This window comes from Sphingopyxis sp. (genome assembly GCF_016793825.1).
GTDB lineage: Bacteria > Pseudomonadota > Alphaproteobacteria > Sphingomonadales > Sphingomonadaceae > Sphingopyxis.
In genome coordinates this window covers 302,507-326,495 of sequence record NZ_JAEULM010000044.1, presented here as the reverse complement: position 1 = coordinate 326,495, position 23,989 = coordinate 302,507, and the positions used below count along the sequence as shown (strand labels likewise).

22 protein-coding genes are annotated in these 23,989 nt (G+C 64.7%); 8 read left to right on the top strand and 14 right to left on the bottom strand.

The genetic code is table 11. From position 1 onward, the window contains the following. Positions 1–906, bottom strand: coding sequence for a hydrogen peroxide-inducible genes activator (locus JNM03_RS14450; protein ID WP_294037620.1), 906 nt, complete (start codon positions 904–906; stop codon positions 1–3). Positions 907–1,035: 129 nt separating this feature from the next. On the opposite strand from JNM03_RS14450, the gene JNM03_RS14445 reads away from it, so the two are divergent. After that, positions 1,036–1,503, top strand: coding sequence for a hypothetical protein (locus JNM03_RS14445; protein ID WP_294037618.1), 468 nt, complete (start codon positions 1,036–1,038; stop codon positions 1,501–1,503). A gap of 36 nt (positions 1,504–1,539) precedes the next feature. On the opposite strand, the gene trmFO is transcribed toward JNM03_RS14445, so the two are convergent. Then, complete coding sequence (gene trmFO / locus JNM03_RS14440) at positions 1,540–2,886, bottom strand: methylenetetrahydrofolate--tRNA-(uracil(54)-C(5))-methyltransferase (FADH(2)-oxidizing) TrmFO (protein ID WP_294037616.1); 1,347 nt, start codon at positions 2,884–2,886, stop codon at positions 1,540–1,542. Positions 2,887–2,961: 75 nt separating this feature from the next. Here trmFO and JNM03_RS14435 point away from each other — a divergent pair, with 75 nt between their 5' ends. Further along, the gene (locus tag JNM03_RS14435; protein ID WP_294037614.1) at positions 2,962–3,630 is read left to right on the top strand and encodes a lysoplasmalogenase; all 669 of its coding nucleotides are present in this window, start codon (positions 2,962–2,964) and stop codon (positions 3,628–3,630) included. Positions 3,631–3,705: 75 nt separating this feature from the next. Here the strand turns inward: JNM03_RS14435 and JNM03_RS14430 are convergent, their stop codons facing one another. Further along, positions 3,706–4,551 (bottom strand): TauD/TfdA family dioxygenase, encoded by an 846-nt coding sequence (locus tag JNM03_RS14430; protein WP_294037612.1) that lies wholly within the window; start codon positions 4,549–4,551, stop codon positions 3,706–3,708. 193 nt (positions 4,552–4,744) lie between these two features. Between JNM03_RS14430 and JNM03_RS14425 the strand changes: the two genes are divergently transcribed. Next, complete coding sequence (locus tag JNM03_RS14425) at positions 4,745–5,305, top strand: peroxiredoxin (RefSeq protein WP_294037610.1); 561 nt, start codon at positions 4,745–4,747, stop codon at positions 5,303–5,305. Between the two features lie 108 nt (positions 5,306–5,413). On the opposite strand, the gene JNM03_RS14420 is transcribed toward JNM03_RS14425, so the two are convergent. Both JNM03_RS14420 and gyrA read right to left on the bottom strand, forming a co-directional pair. Further along, positions 5,414–5,722, bottom strand: coding sequence for a DUF952 domain-containing protein (locus JNM03_RS14420; RefSeq protein WP_294037608.1), 309 nt, complete (start codon positions 5,720–5,722; stop codon positions 5,414–5,416). Beyond that, complete coding sequence (gene gyrA / locus JNM03_RS14415) at positions 5,719–8,457, bottom strand: DNA gyrase subunit A (RefSeq protein WP_294037607.1); 2,739 nt, start codon at positions 8,455–8,457, stop codon at positions 5,719–5,721. Before gyrA ends, JNM03_RS14420 begins: the two co-directional genes overlap by 4 nt. A gap of 233 nt (positions 8,458–8,690) precedes the next feature. On the opposite strand from gyrA, the gene JNM03_RS14410 reads away from it, so the two are divergent. Genes JNM03_RS14410 through JNM03_RS14400 form a run of 3 tightly spaced genes read left to right on the top strand, consistent with a single transcriptional unit; the run spans position 8,691 to position 12,241 of the window. After that, complete coding sequence (locus JNM03_RS14410) at positions 8,691–9,905, top strand: hypothetical protein (RefSeq protein WP_294037606.1); 1,215 nt, start codon at positions 8,691–8,693, stop codon at positions 9,903–9,905. A 58-nt stretch (positions 9,906–9,963) separates the two neighbouring features. After that, entirely contained in the window at positions 9,964–10,869 is a 906-nt protein-coding gene (locus tag JNM03_RS14405; RefSeq protein WP_294037605.1) for a hypothetical protein, read from the top strand. Beyond that, on the top strand, positions 10,862–12,241 hold the full coding sequence (locus tag JNM03_RS14400) for a sensor histidine kinase KdpD (protein WP_294037603.1): 1,380 nt from the start codon (positions 10,862–10,864) through the stop codon (positions 12,239–12,241). Before JNM03_RS14405 ends, JNM03_RS14400 begins: the two co-directional genes overlap by 8 nt. Positions 12,242–12,316: 75 nt before the next feature. Here the strand turns inward: JNM03_RS14400 and JNM03_RS14395 are convergent, their stop codons facing one another. Both JNM03_RS14395 and gltX read right to left on the bottom strand, forming a co-directional pair. Next, positions 12,317–13,600, bottom strand: coding sequence for a citrate synthase (locus JNM03_RS14395; protein ID WP_294037600.1), 1,284 nt, complete (start codon positions 13,598–13,600; stop codon positions 12,317–12,319). Between the two features lie 35 nt (positions 13,601–13,635). Further along, positions 13,636–15,090, bottom strand: coding sequence for a glutamate--tRNA ligase (gltX, locus tag JNM03_RS14390; protein WP_294037598.1), 1,455 nt, complete (start codon positions 15,088–15,090; stop codon positions 13,636–13,638). A gap of 112 nt (positions 15,091–15,202) precedes the next feature. On the opposite strand from gltX, the gene JNM03_RS14385 reads away from it, so the two are divergent. Beyond that, positions 15,203–17,311, top strand: a complete 2,109-nt coding sequence (locus JNM03_RS14385) for a ComEC/Rec2 family competence protein (RefSeq protein ID WP_294037597.1) — start codon at positions 15,203–15,205, stop codon at positions 17,309–17,311. Here JNM03_RS14385 and lexA read toward each other — a convergent pair. The 3 genes from lexA to moaC form a co-directional block, all read right to left on the bottom strand. Further along, complete coding sequence (lexA, locus tag JNM03_RS14380) at positions 17,265–17,948, bottom strand: transcriptional repressor LexA (RefSeq protein ID WP_294037595.1); 684 nt, start codon at positions 17,946–17,948, stop codon at positions 17,265–17,267. The genes JNM03_RS14385 and lexA overlap by 47 nt on opposite strands. A gap of 76 nt (positions 17,949–18,024) precedes the next feature. After that, positions 18,025–19,215 carry a molybdopterin molybdotransferase MoeA gene (locus JNM03_RS14375; protein WP_294037594.1) on the bottom strand — a complete coding sequence of 397 codons (1,191 nt, stop codon included), beginning with the start codon at positions 19,213–19,215 and terminating at the stop codon, positions 18,025–18,027. Beyond that, positions 19,212–19,685, bottom strand: a complete 474-nt coding sequence (moaC, locus tag JNM03_RS14370) for a cyclic pyranopterin monophosphate synthase MoaC (protein ID WP_294037592.1) — start codon at positions 19,683–19,685, stop codon at positions 19,212–19,214. The genes JNM03_RS14375 and moaC overlap by 4 nt, the downstream gene beginning before the upstream one ends. Before the next feature lie 99 nt (positions 19,686–19,784). On the opposite strand from moaC, the gene JNM03_RS14365 reads away from it, so the two are divergent. Then, positions 19,785–20,375 (top strand): hypothetical protein, encoded by a 591-nt coding sequence (locus JNM03_RS14365; protein WP_294037590.1) that lies wholly within the window; start codon positions 19,785–19,787, stop codon positions 20,373–20,375. Between the two features lie 31 nt (positions 20,376–20,406). Here JNM03_RS14365 and trpC read toward each other — a convergent pair whose 3' ends face one another. The 4 genes from trpC to JNM03_RS14345 all read right to left on the bottom strand — a co-directional run bounded on the left by trpC (position 20,407) and on the right by JNM03_RS14345 (position 23,940). Further along, on the bottom strand, positions 20,407–21,192 hold the full coding sequence (gene trpC / locus JNM03_RS14360) for an indole-3-glycerol phosphate synthase TrpC (protein ID WP_294037588.1): 786 nt from the start codon (positions 21,190–21,192) through the stop codon (positions 20,407–20,409). Further along, positions 21,189–22,187, bottom strand: a complete 999-nt coding sequence (gene trpD, locus JNM03_RS14355) for an anthranilate phosphoribosyltransferase (RefSeq protein ID WP_294037586.1) — start codon at positions 22,185–22,187, stop codon at positions 21,189–21,191. The genes trpC and trpD overlap by 4 nt, the downstream gene beginning before the upstream one ends. Then, a complete protein-coding gene (locus JNM03_RS14350; protein WP_294037585.1) occupies positions 22,184–22,774 on the bottom strand; it encodes an aminodeoxychorismate/anthranilate synthase component II in 591 nt (196 codons plus the stop codon). The genes trpD and JNM03_RS14350 overlap by 4 nt, the downstream gene beginning before the upstream one ends. Positions 22,775–22,875: 101 nt before the next feature. Beyond that, positions 22,876–23,940: an alpha/beta fold hydrolase gene (locus JNM03_RS14345; protein ID WP_294037584.1), complete on the bottom strand. Its 1,065-nt coding sequence runs from the start codon at positions 23,938–23,940 to the stop codon at positions 22,876–22,878. Positions 23,941–23,989 lie beyond the last annotated feature (49 nt).

The following is a 23,989-nucleotide window of genomic DNA, read 5'->3' as shown; positions in this document are numbered from 1 at the left end:
TCAGTTTGCCTGATGCTTGCGGAATATATCCGCGAGTAGCCTGAACTCCTCGGCCCGCGGGCTCCCCTTGCGCCAGACCAGCGCAATGGTGCGCCAGTCATGGTCCGAATCCAGCGGCCGCGTATCGATGTCGGTATGGTCGAGTATCCCGGCCTCGATGGCCATTTGCGGCAACATGGTGATGCCGAGGCCGTTATCGACCATCTGGACAAGGGTGTGGAGCGAGGTGCCCATCATCCGCGCGCCGGCGCGCAGTTCCGGACGGTTGCAGGCCGCGAGCGCATGGTCCTTCAGGCAATGACCGTCCTCGAGCATCAGCATCTGTGCCGGGTCGATCTGATCGGCGCTGACCATCGCGGGCAGATCTTCGGCCTGATCGCCGGGGAAGGCGACGAACAGCGCGTCGTCGAACAGGGTTTCGCTCTCCACATCGCCGCAGGCGTAGGGAAGCGCGAGGAGAACGCAATCGACCGTGCCGTGATGGAGCGATTCGCACGCCTGCGCACTCGGTTCCTCGCGCAGGAAGAGCTTGAGCGAAGGCCGCTCCTTGCGAAGGCGCGGCAGCAGGCTGGGAAGGAGGAAGGGGGCGATGGTCGGGATGACGCTCATCCGCAGTTCGCCGACGAGCGGCGCGGCGGCTGCGGCTGCCATATCGGCGAGTTCCTCGGCCTCGCGGAGGACGCGGTGCGCCTTTTCGACGATCGCGTTGCCCAGTCCGGTGAAACGGACGACGCGGCGCGTCCGTTCGACCAGCGTTTGGCCGAGCAGGGTTTCAAGCTCGCGAATACCGGCGGACAGCGTCGACTGGGTGACGTTGCAGGCATCGGCCGCACGGCCGAAATGCCCATGTTCGTGGAGCGCGACGAGATATTGCATCTGCTTCAGCGAGGGCAGGTAATTGTGCATTGATCGGATATAGCAATGAATTTCCCGATTTTAAACAATCCTGCCGATGGACATTCGCGACCAATATGGTGGTGTTTGATGCTGGCCGGCGGGGCGGCTTCATCGCTAAGCCGGTAGCGGGAGAAACCGATGGAGATTTCGCGATTCCTGATTGGCGGCGTGGCCAGTGCGCTTTTGCTGACCGGTGGCCTCTTCATGTGGAAGGGGTACAGCCAGATCGCCGATGAGGAGGTGTTGCCTGCGCCTCCGCCGGCACTGGCCGCGATCCCGGTCGCCGGTGCCAATGCCCCGAAACGCGGTGTGGCGCCACCCGAGTTGCCGGCGGCGAAAGAGGCGTCGCGGGAGGAGCGCCGCTTCAACCGTTTCGATCGCGACCGCAACAACAGGATCAGCCGGGTGGAACTGATGGCGTCGCGCACGGCCGCGTTTCGCAAGCTCGATAAGGACGGCAACAATTTGCTGACGTTCGAGGAGTGGGCCGCGGCGACGGGCGAGCGCTTTGCCGGGGCCGATGCCGACAAATCGGGCGATTTGACGCGGGTTGAGTTCGCGACGACGGCGCCGAAACGGGCCGCGAAGCCGAAATGCGGATGTTGAAGACGGGGACTTTTTCTGTCGTCGGTGCGGCGAAGCCTATGCCGCGGCACCTTCCGCGGCCCTGATCCAGGCCGCTAACGCCTGTCCCGCACGCTGCGTATAGCCGAGCTTGCGGTCCTTTTTCCGGATATCCTCCGCGAGCGGCGGGAACAGGCCGAAATTGACGTTCATCGGCTGATAGCTCGCGGCGTCAGCGCCGCCCGTGATGTGACCAAGCAGGGCGCCGAGCGCGGTCTCGGGCGGCGGCGGCGGAAGTGTGCGGCCGGCGAGTTCGGCCGCCGCGAAGCGCGCGGCGACGAGGCCGATCGCCGCGCTTTCGACATAGCCCTCGCAGCCGGTAATCTGGCCGGCGAAGCGGATATGCGGCGCCGATTTGAGTCGAAGCTGGTCGTCGAGCAGGTCGGGCGAGCGGATGAAGCTGTTGCGGTGAAGCCCACCGAGGCGAGCGAATTCGGCCTTTTCGAGGCCCGGAATGGTCCGGAACAATTCCACCTGCGCGGCATGTTTGAGCTTGGTCTGAAAGCCGACCATGTTCCAGAGCGTGCCGAGGGCGTTGTCCTGGCGCAACTGAACCACGGCGTAGGGCCAGCGCCCGGTGCGCGGATTATCGAGTCCGACGCCCTTCATCGGGCCGAAGCGCAGGGTTTCGGGGCCGCGTTCGGCCATGACCTCGATCGGCATGCAGCCTTCGAAATAGGGCGTGTCGGTTTCCCAATCCTTGAATTCGGTCTTGTCGCCATCGATCAGCCCCTGGACGAAGGCATGATACTGATCCTTGTCCATCGGGCAGTTGATATAATCCTTGCCGTCGCCGATCGGCCCGACCTTGTCCCAGCGGCTCGCCATCCACGCGACGTCCATGTCGATGCTGTCGCGATAGACTATGGGCGCGATCGCATCGAAAAAGGCGAGGGCGTCCTTGCCGGTCGCGACACCGATGCTCTCGGCGAGCGACGCGGCGGTGAGCGGGCCGGTCGCCACGATGGTCGCCCCCTCGGCTGGCAGCGTATCGATGCGTTCGCGGACGATGGTGACGTTGGGGTGCTGCAACAATGCCCGGGTCACGCCGCCGGAAAACAGGTTGCGGTCGACCGCGAGCGCCGACCCTGCCGGGACCTTGGTCGCGTCGGCTTCCCGCATGATGATCGATCCGAGCGCGCGCATCTCGCGGTGGAGCAGACCGACCGAGTTGCTGTCGCCGTCGTCGCTGCGAAAGCTGTTCGAACAGACCATCTCGGCCAGCGTGTCGCCCTGATGCGCCGGGGTCATGTCACCGCCGCCGCGCATTTCGGAGAGGCGCACTTGATAGCCGGCCTCGGCGAGCTGCCATGCCGCTTCCGAGCCCGCGAGACCGCCGCCGATGATGTGAATGTCGTGACCCATTTACCCTGACCGTTGACTTGCGCTTGTGGAGCCGCGCACTAGGCCGGTTGAACACAAGATGCAAAGGGGCGCCGAATGGACACGGAACGGGGTTGGGATCGCGCACGGGGACTGTGGTGGCTGGCGCTGATCGGCGGAATCAGTTTCTTTGTCGCGGTGCATGAACATTGGACCGGCCCGGCAATCTGGGTGTGGAAGACGACCGGCGTCGCCTTCCTGGCTGTGTGGGCGGCGGCGAATGCCCGCGAGAAGAATGGCTGGCTGATCGCGGCGGCGCTGGGTTTTGGTGCGCTTGGTGACTATCTTCTCGATGCGAGGGGCCTCGTCACTGGCGCGGCGGCGTTTGCCATCGGGCACCTGATCGCGATCACCCTGTATCTGACCAATCGGCGCGCGCAGATGACGGGATCGCAGCGATTGCTGGGCGTGCTGACCATTCCCGCGACGCTGGTGATCGTCTGGGCAATGTTGAGCCCCGCACCCGGCTGGTGGCATGCCGCCGTCTATTCGTTGTTCGTCGCGGCGATGGCCGCCGCGGCATGGACCAGCCGATTCCCGCGGTATCGCACCGGGATCGGCGCCATGCTGTTCCTTGCGAGCGATCTTTTCATTTTTGCGGGCGAGGGCGAAGTGTTGTCGCGCAAGGTTACGATGTGGCTGGTCTGGCCGCTGTATTTCGGCGGGCAGGCGCTGATCGCCTGGGGCGTGGTGAAGACGCTGGCGAGCGAGGCTCGCAACAACTGACGACAGCGGGAATCCGTGCGACGCCGTGCGCATGTCACGGTTGCGCGGGTGCGCGAGGGACGGCGCGATTTCAGGTCAGGCCCCGTCCCACGCGGCGATCGTCGTGCGGTGGAGCAGGCGGTCATGACCGTCATAGCCCCCGGTGGCGCGGTGGAGAACCGACCGATTGTCCCACATGACGAGCATGTCGGGTTCCCATTCGTGGGAATAGCGAAACTCTTCGCGGCCCTGCCACTGGATGAGGTCGTAGAGGAGAGGGAGGCCGTCGGCATCGTCGAGGCCGTCGAAACCGATGATATAGCCGGCGCAGCCGAACAGCCCCTTGCGTCCGGTTTCGGGATGTTCGCGAACAAAGGGATGGCGCTGTGTTTCGAGCGCCTCGTCATCCGAGCGGATGTCCATGCTGCGGCCCTTGTCATGGGCCCCGTACATGCCCGAAGGGGCATAGCCGGCCCGCGCACTGTGGATCGCCTGCAGCCCCTCGACACGCGCGCGCAGATCGGCCGGCATCGCGTCGAGCGCGGCGTGCTGGTTCGAAAATTCGGTGTTGCCGCCCACCGGCGGAATGGTGATGCCGAAGAGGCAGGTGCCCGCAGGCGGCCGCGCCTGAAAGCTCCAGTCGCTGTGCCAGTTCTCGGCGAATAGCGGAGCGGTTTCGTCGGCCCGGCGTTTCACCGCGATGATATGGTCGCGGCCCGGAATCGGGCGGATGAAAGGATCGTCGCCAAAACCGCCGAAATAGCCCGTGAAGCGTTCCAGATCATCCTCGTCCATTTTCTGGTCGGGGAAGGCGAGGACGTGGTGATCGAGCCAGGCCGCACGGATGTCGGCGACCGTATCGGCGCCGAGCGGCTGCGTCAGATCGATACCGGTGACACGCGCGCCGCAGGACTGGCCGCTGGGGATGATGGTGAGGGTCATGGCGCGATGCTGCGCCTGTTGTGGCGCGAGGTCAATCGATGGAGGAGATCGGCCGCCGGAGTGCCTCGCGCTCGCCGTTTCATCGGCCGTGGATGAATTTTGTCGTTCTGGCGGCGCGCCGCTTTTCTGCTACATGCAGGCAATGGGGGTATCCACGGGGCGTGCGCGCCCGGTTCAAGGCGGAGAATTGCAGATGAATACCCTGACGAAAATGGCGATGTCGCTGGGGCTTGGCGTGGCGCTGGTCGCCATCCCCGCGCAGGGCATCGCGGCGCTCCAGCAAGGGGCAAAGGCACCCGATTTCACCCTGAACGCCGCGGAGGGCGGCAAGCCTTTTACGCTGTCTTTGAAGCAGACGCTGAAGAAGGGCCCGATCGTCCTCTATTTCTTTCCCGCCGCTTTCACGACCGGATGCACGATCGAAGCCCATCTGTTCGCCGAGGCGAGCGATGACTTCAACCGGCTGGGCGCGCGCGTCGTTGGCGTGACCGCTGGCAATATCGACCGAGTCGCCGAATTTTCCAAATCGGAATGCCGGGACAAATTTGCCGTTGCCGCGGACCCCGGAGCGAAGGTTGCGGCGAAATATGACACCGCCGTGCAGGGCCCCAATCAGGCGATGTATTCCAGCCGGACCTCGTTCGTGATCGCGCCCAACGGCACGATCCTGCTGAGCTATACCGATCCGAAGCCGCAGGCGCATATCGAAAAGACCATGGCGGCCGTTCGCGCGTGGAAGGCCAAGCATCGCTGATCCGCACGCAAGGGTCGTCGTTTCCGAGGTCGTCGTTCCCGGTCTTGCCGGAGACGGCGGCTGCGAACTCGACCCGCCTTCCGGCTTTCGCCTGGGATGACGGGAGGGTCAGTCGCGTCGTTGCAGGCTGATCACCGCGTGGATCGGCAGTTCGGCGTAAAGGTGGGGGAACAACACGCCGCCGCGGGATTCCTCCCAGCGGATCGCGTCGCCGAACTGGACGAGATCGACCTCGGCGATCATCAGGCAGCTTTGTCCCGCGAAATGCCTGGCGATCGTGCCTTCAAGCTGTTCGGCGGTCGACAGGTGGATATAGCCGTCGGCGATATCCACCGGTGCGCCGCGGAACACGCGCTCGCGCTCGAAATCGGCCCACTGATGCTGTGTCAGCACCTTGAAGGCCGTCAATGCGCTCATGCCGAGGGCGTTTCGTCTGGTGTCGGAATCTCCGCTTCCGGCGCTTCGACGTCAGCCGCGTCCACATCGTCCTCGTCGCTGTCCTCGATCAACGCCGCCGAAACGACATGTTCGCCCTCCGCGACGTCGAACAATCGCACCCCGGCCGAACCGCGACCGATGACGCGCAGGCTGTCGAGGCCCATGCGGATGAGCTTTGCCTGATCGGTAACCAGCATCAATTGATGCGCCTGCGTCGCGGGGAAGCTTGCGACAACGGGGCCGTTACGGCCGATATTGTCGATGTTGGTGATCCCCTGACCGCCACGGCCGATGCGGCGATATTCATAGGCCGACGACAGCTTGCCATAGCCGTTCGCGCAGATCGTCAGGATGAACTGTTCGCGGCTTGCCAGTTCGGCAAAGCGGTCGGCGTCCATGTCGGGCGCGCCGTCCTTTTCGGCTTTCCACGGGGCAAAGCGCAGATAATCCTCACGCTCGTCCTGATCGCGCATGCCGCCGCGGTGGACGATCGACAGCGAAATCACCTCGTCGCCGCTCGCAAGGCGCATGCCGCGTACGCCGGTGGAGTTGCGGCTCTGGAACTCGCGGACGTTGTCGCCGGCAAAGCGGATCGCCTTGCCCTGCCGCGTTGCGAGCAGGACGTCGTCATTTTCCTCGAGCAAAGCGACGCCGATCAGCCGGTCGTCCTCATCCTCGCCTTCGAACTTCATCGCGATCTTGCCGTTCGAGGGCACGTTGGTGAAGGCGTCCATGCTGTTACGACGCACATTGCCCTTTGCGGTTGCAAACATGACGTGCAGCTTGCCCCACTCTGCTTCGTCCTCGGGCAGGGGGAGCACGGTCGAAATCGTCTCGCCCTGCGCCAGCGGCAGCAGGTTGACCATCGGGCGGCCGCGCGTCGCGGGTCCGCCTTCCGGCAGGCGCCATACCTTCAGACGGTACACCTTGCCCGCAGTCGAGAAGAACAGCACCGGCGTGTGGGTCGAGGTGACGAACAGTTCGGTGACGACATCCTCGTCCTTTGTCGCCATGCCGGCGCGGCCCTTGCCGCCACGGCGCTGGGCGCGGAAGGTGTCGAGCGGCGTGCGCTTGATATAACCGTCGAGGGTGACGGTGACGACCATCTCTTCGCGTTCGATCAGATCCTCGTCGTCGATCCCGTCGGCGGCGGGCGCGACGAGCGTGCGACGCGGGGTGGCAAACTCGTCGCGGACGGCGACCAGCTCCTCCCGCATCACCGCATAAAGCTTTTCGCGATCGGCCAGAATGGAAAGAAGTTCCGCAATTTCGGTCGCCAGCTCGCTGAGTTCCTTGCCGATTTCGTCACGGCCAAGTGCTGTGAGGCGATGCAGGCGAAGATCGAGGATCGCCTTTACCTGCGTTTCGGACAGGCGATAGGTGGCGCTTTCCTCCATCTCGCCCTCGATCGCTTCGACGAGGCGGATATAGGGCGCGATTTCCCCGATCGGCCATTCGCGGGCGAGCAAAGCCTCGCGCGCCGCGGCCGGGCTCGACGATCCGCGAATGATGCGGACGACTTCGTCGAGGTTGGACACGGCGACGACAAGACCGAGCAAGATGTGAGCGCGGTCGCGCGCCTTTGCGAGTTCGAACTTGCATCGGCGGGTGATCACCTCCTCGCGGAAGGCGATGAAGGCCGTCAGGATATCCTTGAGGCCGAGCATTTCGGGGCGCCCGCCCCGGATCGCGAGCATGTTCGCCGGAAAGCTCGACTGTGCCGGCGTGTGGCGCCAGAGTTGGTTGAGAACGACTTCAGCGGTCGCGTCGCGCTTCAGCTCGATGACGACACGGACGCCCTCGCGGTTCGATTCGTCGCGAATGTCCGCAACTCCTTCGATCCGCTTGTCGCGCGCCGCTTCGGCGATTTTTTCCACGAGGCCCGATTTGCCGACCTGATAGGGAATCGATGTCAGCACGATCGACTGGCGGTCGTTTCGGCCTTCCTCGATGATATGCGTCGAGCGCATCATGATTGATCCGCGGCCGGTCATATAGGCGTTTCGCGCGCCGCCTTGACCCAGCATCATCGCGCCGGTCGGGAAGTCGGGGCCGGGCACGATCGCCATCAGGTCTTCAAGTGAAATCGATGGGTTATCGATCGTTGCGAGTGTCGCGTCGATGACTTCGCCGAGATTGTGCGGCGGGATATTGGTCGCCATCCCGACCGCGATCCCGCCCGCGCCGTTGACGAGAAGGTTCGGGAAACGCGCCGGCAAAACCGTCGGTTCGTCGCGGCTCGCGTCATAGTTTGGCTGGAAGTCGACCGTATCCTTGTCGAGGTCGTTCAGCAGCACCATCGCGGTCTTGGCGAGGCGTGCCTCGGTATAGCGCATCGACGCCGGTGGATCGGGGTCCATCGAGCCGAAATTGCCCTGGCCATCGATTAGTGGAACGCGGAGCGACCAGTCCTGCGTCATGCGTGCGAGCGCGTCGTAGATCGCGCTGTCGCCATGTGGGTGATAGTTGCCCATCACGTCGCCGACGATCTTCGCCGATTTCTTGTACGGACGGCCCGGAATGAAGCCGCCTTCCTGCGCCGCGTACAGGATGCGGCGATGCACCGGCTTCAGGCCGTCGCGCACATCGGGCAGCGCGCGGCTGACGATCACGCTCATCGCGTAATCGAGGTACGAGGTCTTCATTTCCTCGACGATATTGATCGGTGAAACGCCGTCGTCCGACGGCGGCAAATGCGAATTTTCTTCGGTCAAAGCCCGGCCTTTTTCTGCTCTTTCGGGAGATGGGTTTGGCCTAGCCGATGGGGGCCGGCAATGCCAGTGATTCGGTGATTTTCCGGGAGATTTTTTGCGATCGCGAGCGCGGTCGAAAATCGGCGCCAAGCATGGCTGTGTGTGACGTCATGGTGCACGATATGCCGCTTGCCAATTGCGGCTTCGCGCCTAAAGCTCGCCGCCATGATCGATTGCCTGCCCGGGGGGCGTCCGTGACCCTGATCGCGCTGGTCGGTGCCAGCGAAACGCTGCCCGATGGCAGTCTGCGGGCGCTTGTCACGGTGGCAGGCGAGACGCTGATCGAGCGGCAGGCGGCGCGGCTGGCCGACGTCGGCGTGACGCACGTCGCCGTCGCCGTCGCCGCGGTCCCCGCCGACCTGTTGGCGACCTGCGATCGTATCCGGCGCAGGGGGCTGAAAGTGACGCCGGTGCGTACGGCGGCGGACCTTGTCCCGCTGGTCGAAGGCGACGACCGGATTATCCTCGTCGCCGATGGTCTGCGCGCGGGCGGAACGCATTATGCGGCGATCGCGAAGCCGGGGTCGCCCGCCATCCTAGTGACCGGCGATACGATGCTGACGCAAGGATTCGAACGGATCGACGCGACGCGGCGGTGGGGCGGGCTTGCGAGCATATCGGAGCCCATGGTGACCGAACTGGCTGCGATGCCGGGTGAGTGGGACATGATGCTGACGCTGCTGCGGCTGGCGGTTCAGGCGGGGTCGCGCCGGCTCTATTGCGAGCCGGCGCTGTTCGAGCAGGGAGAGATCGCGATCGTTACCGATCGGCCGACCGCCGCGTTGATCGAGCAATCGAGCCTACAACAGGTCGAATATGGCGGCATGGGGCTTGGGCGATCGGCGGTGATGATGCCGCTCGTCCGATTGGCGGGCCCCTTGCTGGTACGGTCGCCGAAAACTGCGCGCTATCTTCCTTATATAACAGCGCTTTTATGGATATCGGTAGCGCTTCTGGCAGCGAGCGGACTGGCCGCGGCGGGGGCGCTGGTTGCCGTGCTTGGCGGGCTTTGCCTCGCGGCGATGCGGTTCCTGTCGGCCTTTCGGGCGGAAAGCGCGGTGCAGGACCGGGGACGCGACGTCATCCGCATCTTTGGCTGGATCCTGCTTGGTCTTTACCCCTGGTTGCTTTCGCTGGGCGGTCCCGATCACCTGATGCCGCGCTTCTCCGAGGCCGCACTGGCGCCGTGCCTGGCGGCGGCGATCCTGCTCGCCCGTTCGCTCTATGAAGATTCGGGCGAGCGAAGGCGCTTTCACTGGCTGCTGCCCGATGCCGACCAAGCGTGGATGATGCTGGCACCGGCGCTGATTTTTGGATTTGCGACCCTGATGTTCGCGATCCTGCCGCTTTTGGCGCTGTTGCAGATTCTGCTCTGGCTGCGGCTCGCCAGACGGCCAGAGCCGCGCTAAAACAAAGCGCTTCAAGGTTTAACGCCTATTAACGACATGCTGCTATCCGCGAGTGTGCATGGCTGACGCTTTCTCCTCGCCCGGTATCGACCTGCCGTCGCCGACACTGTCGGCGCGCCTGCGCGAGCTGGCGACCTTTCTGACCGCACCGGCAGTGGGTAGACTGACCGAGGAGCAGCGCGCGCTGTCGCTGGGCATCGCGCGCCGCCTCGTCGCCGACGTGGCGGCGGAACTCGGCGGCGAAATCGACGCGGCAATGCTGTGGAGAGATTGGCTGCGGGGCGGCGTGCCCGGCGCCGACCGGCTCACGGCCGCCTGCTTTGCGCGCGCGGAGGAGCATCGCTGGCGCGAGTTGTCGGCGCATCGCGCCGGATCGCCCGTACCGTCGGCCGAGGCAACGGGGGATGTCGATGCGCCAGCCCCCGATCCTGATCCGCCCTCCGACGTCGATCGGGCCTATCTGGCGCTACAGATCGCCGATCGGAGGCGCTTCGACAGCTATGGCAATCCATGCCTGGCATTGTCCGATGTAGACGCGGAGTTGCTGCGCGGCCTGGTGCTGGACATTTCCGCCTGGCGGCTCGCGCAGCCGGACAATGAGAGCGCACTTGCCGCCGATCTGGGTGAAGCGGTGCGTTTTGTGATCGAGCGTCATGAAGTCAAGCGCGGGATCGACCGCGCAGCGAAGGTCTATTACGACCAGCTTGTCCAGCAAGGCAATCTGGTCGATGCGGCAAGCACTGCGATCTCACGCCACGATTGGGTCGCACTTATCGCGCTGGCGGCGGCGGCAAGCCGGCGGCCCTACGCCGACACCGCGCTGTTACTGTTGAGCGCAGAGGCAGCCGCGTTGCCGCAGGTGCTTGCGCCGCTGCGCCTCGATCGCGCGGCGATCGGGCCGCTGGAAGCGTCTTTGACGCTGCTGCCGGCGCGCGCCGTCGCGGGAGGGGATGGCGATGAGTGACCGGATCATCCATGGACGCCTTGATCGGGCCGGAGTGCTGGTCAGCGCCGACGCACCGCTGTTGCGGTTGCAGCAGCGCGCCGGGGCCGGGGTCGGCAAACCGCTGGCACTGCCCCATCTGGCGCGGCTCGTCGCGCTTGCCCAGCGATTGCAGCGCGACATTTCACGGCCACTTTATGCCGCCGATGATCATAGCGACATTCACGCTCTGGTCCGCATCATTCCCGACGAGGAAGGGGCAAGCCTCGAGATCAGTGACTGGCGCACACGCCCGACGGTGCAGTCGCAGATGCCGGCGATGGGCGACCTGACGGCGCGACCCGATAGCTGGAGCTGGGAATGCGACCAGCAATTGCGCATGGTTGCGCTTCGCGAAGGTGCGGGTGCGCCCTATGCGCCGGACGATTGGGAAGCGCGATCCCTGTCCGAGCTGTTCGAATTGCAGCCGGACGAGGACGGGCGCTTTCCCGTGCTGCGCGCGCTGGCGCGCCAATCGGCCTTCGAGGGACAGAAGGTTCGCGCCGATAGCGGCGATCGCCGCATTGCGATGACCCTGACCGGTGAACCTCTGTTCGACGCGACGGGGCGTTTTACCGGCTTTCGTGGAACCGCAGGAGCCGGAGCCGATCCGGAGGCGAGTGCGGCGCCGGACAATGCGGCGCCCGTCGATCCCGCGTTCGGATCGCTGCCGCTGTCGGATCCGCAATTCGGACGGCGCATCGATGGCGCGCTTCGCGGTCCGCTGAGCCGGATCATCGCGACGGCAGAGACGATTTCCGGGCAGTTCGACGGTCCGATCCGGGCCGACTATGCCCGCTATGCCGGCGATATCGCGCATGCGGGGCGCCACCTTCTGGGGCTGGTCGATGATCTGGCCGACCTGCAGAATATCGAAAAGCCCGGATTCAAGGCGGCGGCGGACGAAATCGACCTTGGCGATCTGGCGCGCCGTGCGGTCGGCCTTCTCGGCATGAAGGCGGAAGAGAAGGGGATTCGCATCGATGCCCCCCGTACAGACGACAAGATGCCCGCGACGGGTGAGTTTCGCCGCGTGTTGCAAGTGCTGTTGAACCTGCTGGGCAATGCAATCCGCTATTCACCGGAAAATTCGCAAATCTGGATCCGGGTCGATCGCGAAGGCGACGAGGCACGGGTTACCGTCGCGGATCAGGGTCAGGGAATTTCCAGCGAACAGCAGGCGGTGGTTTTCGAAAAGTTCGAGCGCCTGGGTCGCACCGATACCGGCGGTTCGGGCCTTGGCCTTTATATCGCCCGGCGCCTGGCGCGTGCGATGGACGGCGACCTTGTCGTGGAAAGCGCCCCGGGACAGGGAGCGCGGTTTACGCTCAGCCTGCCGGCGCGGGACGCCTGACGCGCAGACGGAATCGAAAACGGCGACGCGGGGCACCGCGTCGCCGTTTCCAGTTTTCTGCCGGAAGCAGTCCGTTTAGCGCTTGTCGACAGGAACGAAGGGGCGCTGTGCCGGGCCGGTGTAAAGCTGGCGCGGGCGGCCGATCTTTTGCGCGGGGTCCGAAATCATTTCGTTCCACTGCGCAACCCAGCCGACGGTGCGGGCCAGCGCGAACAGCGCCGTGAACATCGTCGTCGGGAATCCGATAGCCGACAGGATCACGCCCGAATAGAAATCGACGTTCGGGAACAGCTTCTTTTCGACGAAATAGCTGTCGTTCAGCGCCATTTCCTCGAGCTGGAGTGCGACTTCGAAGACCGGGTCGTTGACCTTGAGCGCGTCGAACACCTCGCGGACCGTTTTTTGCATCACGGTCGCGCGCGGGTCGTAGTTCTTGTAGACGCGGTGGCCGAAGCCCATCAGGCGGAACGGATCGTCCTTGTCCTTCGCGCGGGCGATATACTCGGGAATACGTTCCGGACGGCCGATTTCGCGGAGCATGTTGAGCGCCGCCTCGTTCGCGCCGCCATGCGCCGGGCCCCACAGGCAGGCGATGCCCGCCGCGATGCAGGCGAAGGGATTGGCGCCCGACGAACCGGCAAGGCGGACCGTCGAGGTCGAGGCATTCTGTTCATGATCGGCGTGCAGGATGAAGATGCGGTCGAGCGCGCGTTCGACGGCGGGCACGACTTCATATTCCTCGGCCGGAACGCCGAAGGTCATGCGCAGGAAATTGCCCGTGTAGCTGAGCTTGTTGTCCGGATAGACGAACGGCTGACCGACCGAATATTTATACGCCATCGCCGCAATGGTCGGCATTTTCGCGATCAAGCGGTGGCTGGCGATCATCCGCTGGTGCGGATCGTGGATTTCGGTCGAGTCGTGATAGAAGGCGCTGAGCGCGCCGACGACACCGCACATGACCGCCATCGGATGGGCGTCGCGGCGGAAGCCGTTGTAGAAGGTTGCGAGCTGTTCGTGCAGCATCGTGTGGCGCGTGATCGTATTGTCGAAATCCGCAAGTTCCTGCGCGTTCGGCAGTTCGCCGTTCAGCAGCAGATAGCAGGTTTCCATGAAGCTGGAATGTTCGGCCAGGTCGCCGATCGCGTAGCCGCGGTGGAGCAATATGCCTTCGTCGCCATCGATGTAGGTGATCTGCGATTCGCAGCTTGCGGTCGAGGTGAAGCCCGGATCATAAGTGAAGGCGCCGGTCTGCGCGTAGAATTTGCGGATATCGACGACATCGGGGCCGACCGTGCCCTTCAGCACCGGATTTTCGACCGTGGTGTCGCCCAGGGTGATTTTTGCAGTATCTGTCATATTCTTCCCCTGTAGAGGCGGCGAAAAGCGTTGCGTTACGCCCCTGCCGGATAATTGTGCGCTGCGTCAAGTCGCGCCAGGCTCGCGTCGCGGCCAAGCAGCAGCAAGACGTCGAAAATTCCCGGAGATACCGTCCGTCCAGTCAGCGCAGCGCGCAAAGGCTGTGCAAGTTTTCCCAGCCCGATGCCGGCCGACTCGCTTGTTTGGCGAACCGCGGCTTCCAGATTTTCGGTATTCCAGTCGCCCAGCCCGCGCAGCGCGTCCGTGACGCTGGCGAGCACTCCCTCCGGCGCATCCTTTAGCACCTGCGCCGCCTTTTCGTCCACTGCCAGTGGCGTCGTTTCGAACAGGAAAAGCGCACCCTCGGCAATCTCGCCCAGCGTCTTCGCGCGGGGCTTCAGCGATTCCATCGCGCGCGCCAGCAGGTCGCGGTCGGCATCGCCCAGCGCCTGGCCAACAAGCGTTTCGACGCGCGGCGCGACAAGGCCGGCCAGACGCGCGTTGTCGGCCTCGCGAATATAATGGCCGTTGAGGTTTTCTAGCTTCTTGAAGTCGAAGCGCGACGGCGAGCGGCCGACATGGTCGAGGTCGAACCATTCGACCGCCTGTTCGCGGCTGATGATTTCGGCATCGCCATGTCCCCAGCCGAGGCGGAGGAGATAGTTGTTCACCGCTTCGGGCAGATACCCCATCTCGTCGCGGTAGGCGTCGACGCCGAGCGCGCCGTGGCGTTTCGACAGCTTCGCTCCATCGGCCCCGTGGATCAGCGGGACATGCGCATAGACGGGTTCGCGCCATCCCATCGCGCGGATCAGCGCAAGCTGGCGAAAGGCGTTGTTGAGATGGTCGTCGCCGCGGATGACGTGGGTGATCCCCATGTCGTTGTCGTCGACGACGACGCTGAGCATATAGGTCGGCGTACCGTCGCTGCGCAGCAGGATGAAATCGTCGAGTTCGGCGTTCTGCACCGTGACATTGCCCTGGACGCGATCAGCGATCGTCACCTCTCCGTCCTGCGGCGCGCGAAGGCGGAGGACGTGCGGAACCGACCGATCGCCGTCGCTGCGGTCGCGCCATGGGCTACGGACACGGAAGGGGATGCGCTTTTCCTGCGCTTCGGCACGCATCGCAGCCAGTTCGTCCTGTGTCAGGTAGCAGCGGTAGGCCTGCCCCTTTGCAAGCAGTTCGTGCGCGACCTCGGCATGGCGCGGCGCGCGCGCAAACTGGAATACGGTTTCGCCATCCCAGTCGAGGTCAAGCCACTGCATACCGTCGATAATCGCGTCGATCGCGGCGTCGGTCGATCGCGCGCGGTCGGTATCCTCGATCCGGAGCAGGAATTTGCCGCCGTGATGGCGCGCGAACAGCCAGTTGAACAGCGCCGTGCGCGCGCCGCCGATGTGCAGGTATCCGGTCGGCGAGGGGGCAAAGCGCGTCACGACGGCGGCGCCGGTCGCTTCGGCCAAATCGGTCGGGGTTTCGGTTGCCACTATGGCCTCTTTCATTAGGGTTTCGTCCCTTCAGGGACGCAAGATCGGGGCAGCCCCTAGCATGGCGACAAGGCCGCTTCAAACCTCCATTGGTTCGCGTGTTGCCTACCGGTTGCGTCGGACTATCGGTGCGGTCGAGGCACGACTCGATGCCGAGCGCGAGCGGATCGGCCTGTGGCTGCCGGTCGCGCTGGGGACCGGGATCGTGCTGTGGTTCGCGTTGCCCACCCCGGCCTATTGGATCGGATTGCTGTTCCTTCTTGGCGGCATGTTTTTGGGTGCATTGCTGATCGGCTGGGATCGCCGGATCGGGCGCATGGTCGCTGTAGGCTGCGCGGCGATGGCGATAGGAGTCCTGCTGATCTGGGCGCGTTCGCTTTGGGTCGCGGCGCCAGTGCTAGGGCAGCCGATCACCACGGCCTTTTCGGCCGAGGTCGAACAGGTTGATCCGTTGCCGGCGAAGGGCGAAACAAGACTTATCGTCCTGCCGCGCGGGCGGACCGACCTTCCGCCGCGGCTGCGCGTAACGCTGCGCGGTGACGCGGGGCTGACGATCGTGCCGGGCGAGCGTATCGGGTTGCGCGCGCGGTTGATGCCGCCGCCGGCTGCGAGCCTGCCCGGCGGCTATGATTTCGCGCAGCGCGCGTGGTTCGACGGGATCGGGGCCGTCGGCACGGTTCTTGGCGATGTCGCACGCGCACCGGATGCAGGGAAGATTCAGCAGCCGCTGCGGGCGCGGCTGAGCGTTCATATCCATGAGCAGGTTTCCGGTTCGCCCGGGGGTATCGCCGCGGCCTTTGTCACCGGCGACCGCGGCGCGATATCTCCAGAAGACGAAGCCGCAATGCGGCGGAGCGGCCTGGCGCACCTGCTGTCGATCAGCGGGCTGCACGTGACCGCTGTGATCGGTTTCACGATGCTCCTTGCGATGCGCCTGCTCGCGCTCAGCCGGCGTATGGCTCTAGCTGGGTATGTGCTTCCCCTTGCCGCAGCGGCGGGCGCGCTGGCGGGAGCGGGATATACATGGCTGGCGGGCGCCGAAGTGCCGACGTTGCGTTCGCTGATCGCCGCATTGCTGGTGCTTGTGGCCTTGCTGCTCGGGCGTGAGGCGCTGACGCTCCGGTTGGTCGCGGCCGGCGCGTTGCTCGTGCTGGCCTGGCGTCCCGAGGCGCTTGTCGGACCGAGCTTTCAACTGAGCTTCGCGGCGGTGACCGCGATCGTCGCGCTGCACAAAAGCGCCATGATGCGAAGCTTTCTCGCGCGGCGAGACGAAGCGCTGGTCCGACGTCTTTGGCGCGGGCTGGCGGGGTTGCTGATCACCGGGGTCGTCGTCGAGCTCGCGCTGGCACCGATCGCGCTGTTTCACTTTCACAAGGCGGGGCTCTATGGCGCGCTTGCCAATGTCGTGGCGATTCCGCTCACGACCTTTGTCGTCATGCCGGCCGAGGGCCTCGCGCTGTTGTTCGACAGCATCGGACTTGGCGCGCCCTTCTGGTGGGTGGCGGAGAAGGCTCTGACCCTGCTGATTGTCCTTGCCCATCGGGTCGCGGATGCACCGGGTGCGGTCGCAACGTTACCGCGTTTTCCACCCTGGGGCTTTTCCGCCGCGATGGTCGGCGGCCTGTGGATACTCATCTGGACCACGCGCTGGCGCTGGTTGGGTGTCATGCCGCTGATGATCGGAATGGCGACGGTGCTGGTGGCGCCGCGCCCCGACCTGTTGATCACCAGCGATGGCCGGAATATTGCGGCTGCCGTGCCGGGTGGGGGCTATGCCCTGCTTCGCGACCGGTCAGGGGACTTCGTGCGCGATACGATGAGCGAAGCGGCGGGAATCGACACGCCGCTGGGGGCGCTGGCCGATCTGGAGCAGGTCGAATGCAATCCCGATTTCTGTCGCTGGCGGCAAGGCGAGGGCGAGGTGCAGCGTGTGATCCTCGCCGCTCGTGGCCGCGACAGGGTCGAGGGCGCCGATATGGCGGCAGCGTGCGCAGCGGCCGACGTCGTCGTCAGCGATCGCTGGCTACCGCGCGAATGCGTCGGGCGCTGGCTGACGATCGACCGCGACAGTCTGGCGGCGAGCGGCGGACTGGCGATCTACCTCGGCAAAACGCCGAAGGCCGTCGCCACGCTGGAAGCGGGCGACGGCCATCCATGGCGTCATGCGCAGCAGCTTAGTGGTAACGACGAAGCAGTCCCGAAAGCCGCCCTTGCACAATGACACGCTCGGCCGGATAGCGTTGCGGTTCATAGGCACTGTTCGCGGGGTCGAGCCGGATCATCTTGCCTTCGCGGCGGAAATATTTGAGCGTCGCGTCCTGCCCATCGACCAGTGCGACGACGATATCGCCTTCGCGCGCGGTGCTCGCCTTCTGGATCAGCGCATAGTCGCCGTCGAAAATGCCGGCCTCAACCATCGAGTCCCCCGACACCTCCAGAGCATAATGTTCGCCGGCGCCGAGCAACGCGGCGGGAACGGCAAGGTTGTTATGATCCTCGAACGCCTCGATCGGTACGCCCGCAGCGATCTTGCCGTGCAGTGGCACCTCGATGACGTCATTCGCCGCGATCGGTCGCAGCGCGGGTGCGGGCTTGCGAAGCGGAACGACATTTTCACGATCGTTGCGCACGAGCGCCTTCGCGGCCTCTGGAATCTTCAGCACTTCCAACGCGCGCGCGCGGTTCGGCAGTCGGCGAAGAAAACCTCTTTCTTCCAAAGCACTTATGAGGCGATGAATGCCTGATTTCGACTTGAGGCCGAGCGCTTCCTTCATTTCCTCGAACGACGGCGAAATACCGCTCGCGTCGAGACGCTGCTGGATGAAGTGGAGCAGTTCATGCTGCTTCGCGGTCAACATCGGTCAATCTCCATGATGGCCTGGCCAGATCCGAACTGGACATAGGGAGAACGATAGTGGAACAAAGCAGAACTTGTCAAGCGACGACGATATAGTCCGCCGCCTCGCCCGCGATGCGCGGTGGCGCGCCGATTTCGCGGATCACCAACGCATTGGTGACGGCGAGCGGCACGGTGCGCCCGCTGTCCTGCCCGTCGAAGACCGAAAGGCGGCCGTTTTCGAATCGAGCGCGCAGATAGTCGCGGCGCTGGCTGCCCGCGCCCAGGTCGGCGGCAAGGGGGGCTTGCCGGACATCGGGAAGCGGCGCGCGCGCACCGGCGAGGTGGCGGACGAGCGGCAAGAGAAAGAGCGTCGCGGTGACGAACGCCGACGACGGGTTCCCCGGCAGGCCGAGGAGAAGCGCGTCGCCGATCGTGCCGGCGATCAGCGGCTTGCCGGGCCGCATCGCGATCTTCCAGAAATCGAGCGTCCCGCCGGCATCTTCGAGCGCGCCGCGGACATGGTCGTGATCGCCGACCGACGCACCGCCAACGGTCACGATGACGTCGTGACGTCGCGCCAGGTCTTTGAGAACGCGAGACAAGATCGCCCGGTCGTCGCGAAGGTGGAGCGGCAGCCCGACCTCCGCCGGTTCGGGAGCCAGCATGGCCGCGAGCATCGTACCGTTGCTGTCCGGTATCTGGCCGGGCGCAAGCGTATGACCCGGCGGAACGAGTTCGTCACCGGTGGTGAGAATGGCGACGCGCGGGCGTCCGCCGACATCGAGCTGGTCGGCGCTGCTCATGATCGCGGTCGCGATCGCCCCTGCGGTGAGACGGGTGCCCGAAGGAACCAGCGTGGCGCCGGCCGCAAAATCGCTAGCGCGGGCGCGGATATGCTGGCCATGCTTCACATCGTCGCCGGCCGTTAGCGACAGCCGCCCGGCTGCGACGCTGACATCTTCCTGAAGGATCACGGTGTCGGCGCCCTCCGGAAGCATGGCGCCGGTGAAGATCCGCATCGCGTTTCCACCCGTGAGATGGGCGGAGGGTGCGCTGCCCGCAGCGCTTTCGCCGTCGATCATCCACGGGCCGGGGAGGTCGGCAAAGCGGACAGCATAGCCGTCCATCGCCGACAAGGCCGCGTCGGGTTGATCGCGCCGGGCGATAATATCACCTGAAATATAGCGCCCAAGTGATTGGGAAAAAGAAACCTTTTCGCTTGCCAGCGGCGCTCGCAGGGCGAGCAGTCGCCGTTGTGCATCCTCGACCGGCAGCAACCCGTTCATTCGGCGCGCCAGTCGCCCGAACGCCCGCCGCTCTTTTCGAGAAGACGGATGTCGCCGAGGACCATCGCGCGATCGAGTGCCTTGGCCATGTCATAAAGCGTCAGCAACGCGGCCGATGCGGCGGTGAGTGCCTCCATCTCGACCCCCGTGGGGCCGGTCGTGGCGGCGATGGCGCGCACCGAAAGCCCGTCCGCTTCCCATTCGAACGCGATCGAAACGCTGGTCAGGGCGATCGGGTGACAAAGCGGGATGAGATCGGCGGTGCGTTTTGCGGCCATGATTCCCGCTATCCGGGCCGTCGAAAGAACGTCGCCTTTCGGCGTATTGCCGGTGCGGATCGCGTCGAGGGCGGATGCGGACATGGTGATGCGCCCGCCCGCGACGGCGCGGCGCTCGGTCGCAACCTTGGCGCCGACATCGACCATATGCGCGGCGCCGGTATCGTCGAGGTGAGTCGGTCGGTTCGTCATCGTGCACCAGCGAAGCAAGGCAGCGGAGGAAAGGCAAGGAGATTGGACGTTAACCCGCGCCGAGGTAGGACCGTGGGGCGTCCTTTGGGAGATTGGGTCATGATCATCGACAGGCGTCAGGCGCTGGGGCTCACCGCGGGTATAGCCGCGGCGGCAGCGATTGCGGGTGAGGCGCAGGCGTGCAGCCAGCGGCCGCCGCCGGCGTTCCGCGCGACGGCGCGTGAAAGGCGGCGCATGGCGGGGCAACTCGACCTTTTTCGCCATTATTGGAATGAAGGCCGGCCCGACGTATTCCTTGCCGAGCAATGCATAGAGCATGTCGAGGTGAACCTGCTGCTCGGCGACCGCGGCGGGCGATGGTCCGATCCGGTCGATGCGATCCGCAAGCTCCACGCAAAACACTCGCGCATGACGACCGGCTTTTCGGGCCTGATGTTCGATCCCTTGCTGCCCATTCTCTATGCAACGGCCGAATTTTCGGAGGCGCCGCGGATTCCAGGCGAGGAGGAAGAGATAGTACTGTGCCAGCGTGCAGGCATGGCACCCGCCTTTGCCATTCAGATGCAGTTCGTCGAATCCTTCGATCCGAGACCGCCCCGGCTGCCTGCCGACGACCGGATTGTGAGGGGTATCAGCCTGCGGCCGCACGGCTTTCTGGCGCGATGGTTCCAGTCGAACTGGGACGGGTGAGCGGCGACCCGGTGCTGCGGCGCCGGCGTGCTTATTCTTGGAGCAGCGCCTTCGTTGCTGATGTGACGTCACTTTGGCGCATCAGGCTTTCGCCGACGAGGAATGCACTCACGCCGCTTTCTGCCAGTCTCCGGCAATCCGCGTGGGTTGCGATGCCGCTTTCGCCGACCAGCAGCGTGCCCTCCGGAACGCGCTTCGCAAGGCGTTCGGTAACCGCGAGATCGGTTTCGAATGTGCGCAGGTCGCGATTGTTCACGCCGATCAGGCGCGATTGCAGCCGGCCCAGCGCGCGGTCTAGCTCGGCTTCGTCATGCACCTCGACCAGGACATCCATGCCCCGTTCGACCGCCGCAGCCTCGATCTCGCGCATCGTGCCGTCGTCAAGTGCGGCGACGATGATCAGGATCGCATCCGCGCCGATCGACCGGGCCTCGGCGACTTGCCAGGGATCGATCATGAAATCCTTGCGCAGCACGGGAAGGTCGCACGCGGTGCGCGCGGCGATCAGAAATTCCTCATGGCCCTGGAACCAGGGCGCGTCGGTCAGGACCGACAGGCAGGCCGCGCCGCCCGCCGCATAGGCGCGGGCATGATCGGCCGGGTTGAAGTCCGGTCGAATCAATCCTTTGGATGGCGATGCTTTCTTGATTTCGGCAATCAAACCATATCTGCCAGCGTCGATTTTCGCCTGCAACGCCGCCTGAAACCCACGCGGCGCACCGGCGTCGATCCGGTCGAGGTCGGAAATCGAATAGGCCAAGCGGCGTTGCGCCACTTCTTCCGCCTTGGTCGCGAGGATTTCGGTCAACTTGTTCATTTATAGGCGATCCAGCAATTGAGCAGGGCATTGGCCAGCCCCTTGTCGATGGCTTCGGCCGCTTCCTCGACGCCATCGACCAGCGTATCGGCGGCGCCCGCGATCACGAGGGCCTCGGCGGCATTATAGAGAACGGCGTCGCGATAGGCGCCCTGCTCGCCGAGCAGCAGGCCGCGTAGGGCCTTTGCATTGGCAGGCGCATCGCCGCCGCGAATCGCCGATATCGGGTGCGAGGGCAGCCCGGCATCAGCGGCGACGCTGCGCTGCATCCGAACGCCCTCGCGGGTGACGACCGCGACCTCGTTGCCGCCGGCGAGCGAAAGTTCGTCGAGCCCTTCGTCGCCCGAAATCACGCGCGAATGATCGGTCCCGAGGCGGTGCAGCGCCTCGGCATAGACGGGGACGTAGGCGGGGCGCGCGATGCCGACGAGCTGGCGCGACACGCGCGCGGGGTTGGCGAGCGGACCCATCAGATTGAAGATCGTTCTGCGGCCGATCGCCTTGCGGATCGGCATCATCCGCTTCATCGCGGGATGGTGATGGGCGGCGAAGAGGAAGCAGATGCCGAGATCGGCGAGCTGAGCCTCGGCCATCCGGGCGGCGCGTTCCATGTCGAGGCCGAGCGCCTCCAGCGTGTCGGCGGCACCAGATTTTGATGAAGCAGCACGATTTCCGTGCTTTGCAACTGGAACTTCACACGCAGCAACAACAATCGCAACGGCGGTCGAGACGTTGAGCGTGTGGTGGCCGTCCCCGCCGGTGCCGCAGACATCGATCGCGCCCGCCGGCGCTTCGATCGGGATCATCCGATCGCGCATCGCCTGCGCGGCGGCGGCGATCTCGATCATCGTTTCGCCGCGGTCGGACAGGGCGATCAGAAACCGGGCGACATCGTCGTCGCCGACGGCGCCGTCGAGCATCGCGGCGAACGCATCGGCGGCCTCGTCATAGCCCAGCGCCTCGCCGGGGTCGGGAAGCGCGGATATCCGGGTCATGCCGCCTGTCGTGCCGCGACCGGCAATCCTGCAGCGGCAAGGAAATTGGCGAGCATCGCATGGCCATGCTCGGTCGCGATGCTTTCGGGGTGGAACTGCACGCCGTGAATCGGAAGGTCGACATGACGGAAACCCATCACCGCTCCGTCGTCGCTGGTGGCGTTGATCGCAAGGCAGGCAGGAATGTCGACGACCTCGAGGCTGTGATAGCGTGTCGCGGTGAGCGGCGAGGGCAGATCGGCGAAGAGGCCGGTGCCGTCGTGGCAGACGGGCGAGGTCTTGCCGTGCATGAGGTGGCCGCGCTGGACCGTGCCGCCGAAATGCTGGCCGATCGCCTGATGGCCCAGGCAGACGCCGAGCAGCGGGCGCTTTGCTTCGGCGCAGGCGGCGACGAGATCGAGACTGACGCCGGCTTCGTTCGGGGTGCAGGGGCCGGGCGAAATGAGGAAGGCCGCGGCGTCGCTGGCGAGTGCATCGGCGGCGGAGAGTGCGTCGTTACGCTCGACGCGCACGTCAGCACCCAACTCGATCAGATAATGAACGAGATTGAAGGTGAAGCTGTCGTAGTTGTCGATGACGAGGATCATGGAAGGCGCACTAACGGCTTTGCCGGGGTTGGGAAAGGGATAGAAGCTTTTCACCCAGCAAACCCAACTTCGCCGGGATGATGAAAGGAACGGGTCGTTGGCTATTCCGCCATCAGCTTCGCGAGATCGTCCTTCCAGAATTTCGCCCAGGTGTGCGTGCCATGACCTTTGGTTTCGGCGCTGGCCGGGATCAGGATGTACCGCGCGCGGGGCATGCGCCTCACACCGTCCTGAGGATAGGAATAACCCGGCGGGTTGATGAAATCGTCGGCGGAATTGATCCATAGCACCGGCACCGCGATCTTTTCGAGGTTCGGCCAGGGGTTGTAGTTACGCGATGAATCAAGCTGGTAGATCGTGTCATTCGCATCGTTGCGACCGAAGGTGCGCGCGAACGCTTCGTCCTTGTATTTTTCGGCCGCGATCCGGGTCGGATATTGGGCCTGCAACGCATAGGGATTGGCGCCGGCAATCATCGTGAGCGAGGCGGCGGTGCGCAGGCCGGCCGACGGTGGGTCGGTGTAATCGCCGTCCTTCCACAGCGGATCGGCCTTGATCGCGTCGATCGAGAGCGTGCGCCACATGCGGTTCTCGCCAGCGATTTCGACCGGCTGACACGCGAAGGGCGCAAGCCGCTGCGCAAACCCCGGATGCGTTTCCCCCCACACGAACGCATGCATGCAGCCCATCGAGGTTCCAAGGATCAGCTTCAGCGTCTTCACGCCAAGCGCTTCGGTCAGCATCCGGTATTGCGCGCCGACCATGTCGTCATAATCATAGTGCGGGAATTTCATCCGCATGCCGTCGCTGGGCTTCGAAGAGCCGCCATGGCCGATGTTGTCGGGCAGGATGACATAGTATTTCCGGGTGTCGAGCACTTGCCCGGGGCCGAACAGTTCGTTCGCGAATTGCGGCTGGAAGAACTGCTTGCCCGTGCCGCCGGTGCCATGGAGGATCATCACGGCATTGGTCACATTGCCCTTCGCATCACGCTGCGGCGTGCCGAGCGTGGTGTAGTGGATCTTGAGCTCGGGCAGTTTTTCGCCGGTACCGAAGGTAAAATCCTTGAGGATTGCATCGCCTTCGACCGCGCCGTCGATCGTCTGGGCGTGGGCGGGCGCGACGCTGGCGAGCAGCAGGGCGAGGGGGGTGAGAAATTTGCGCATGGCGCGAGGTTAGCGCCTATTTCGCCCATGATGAAGGCTATTGGACGAA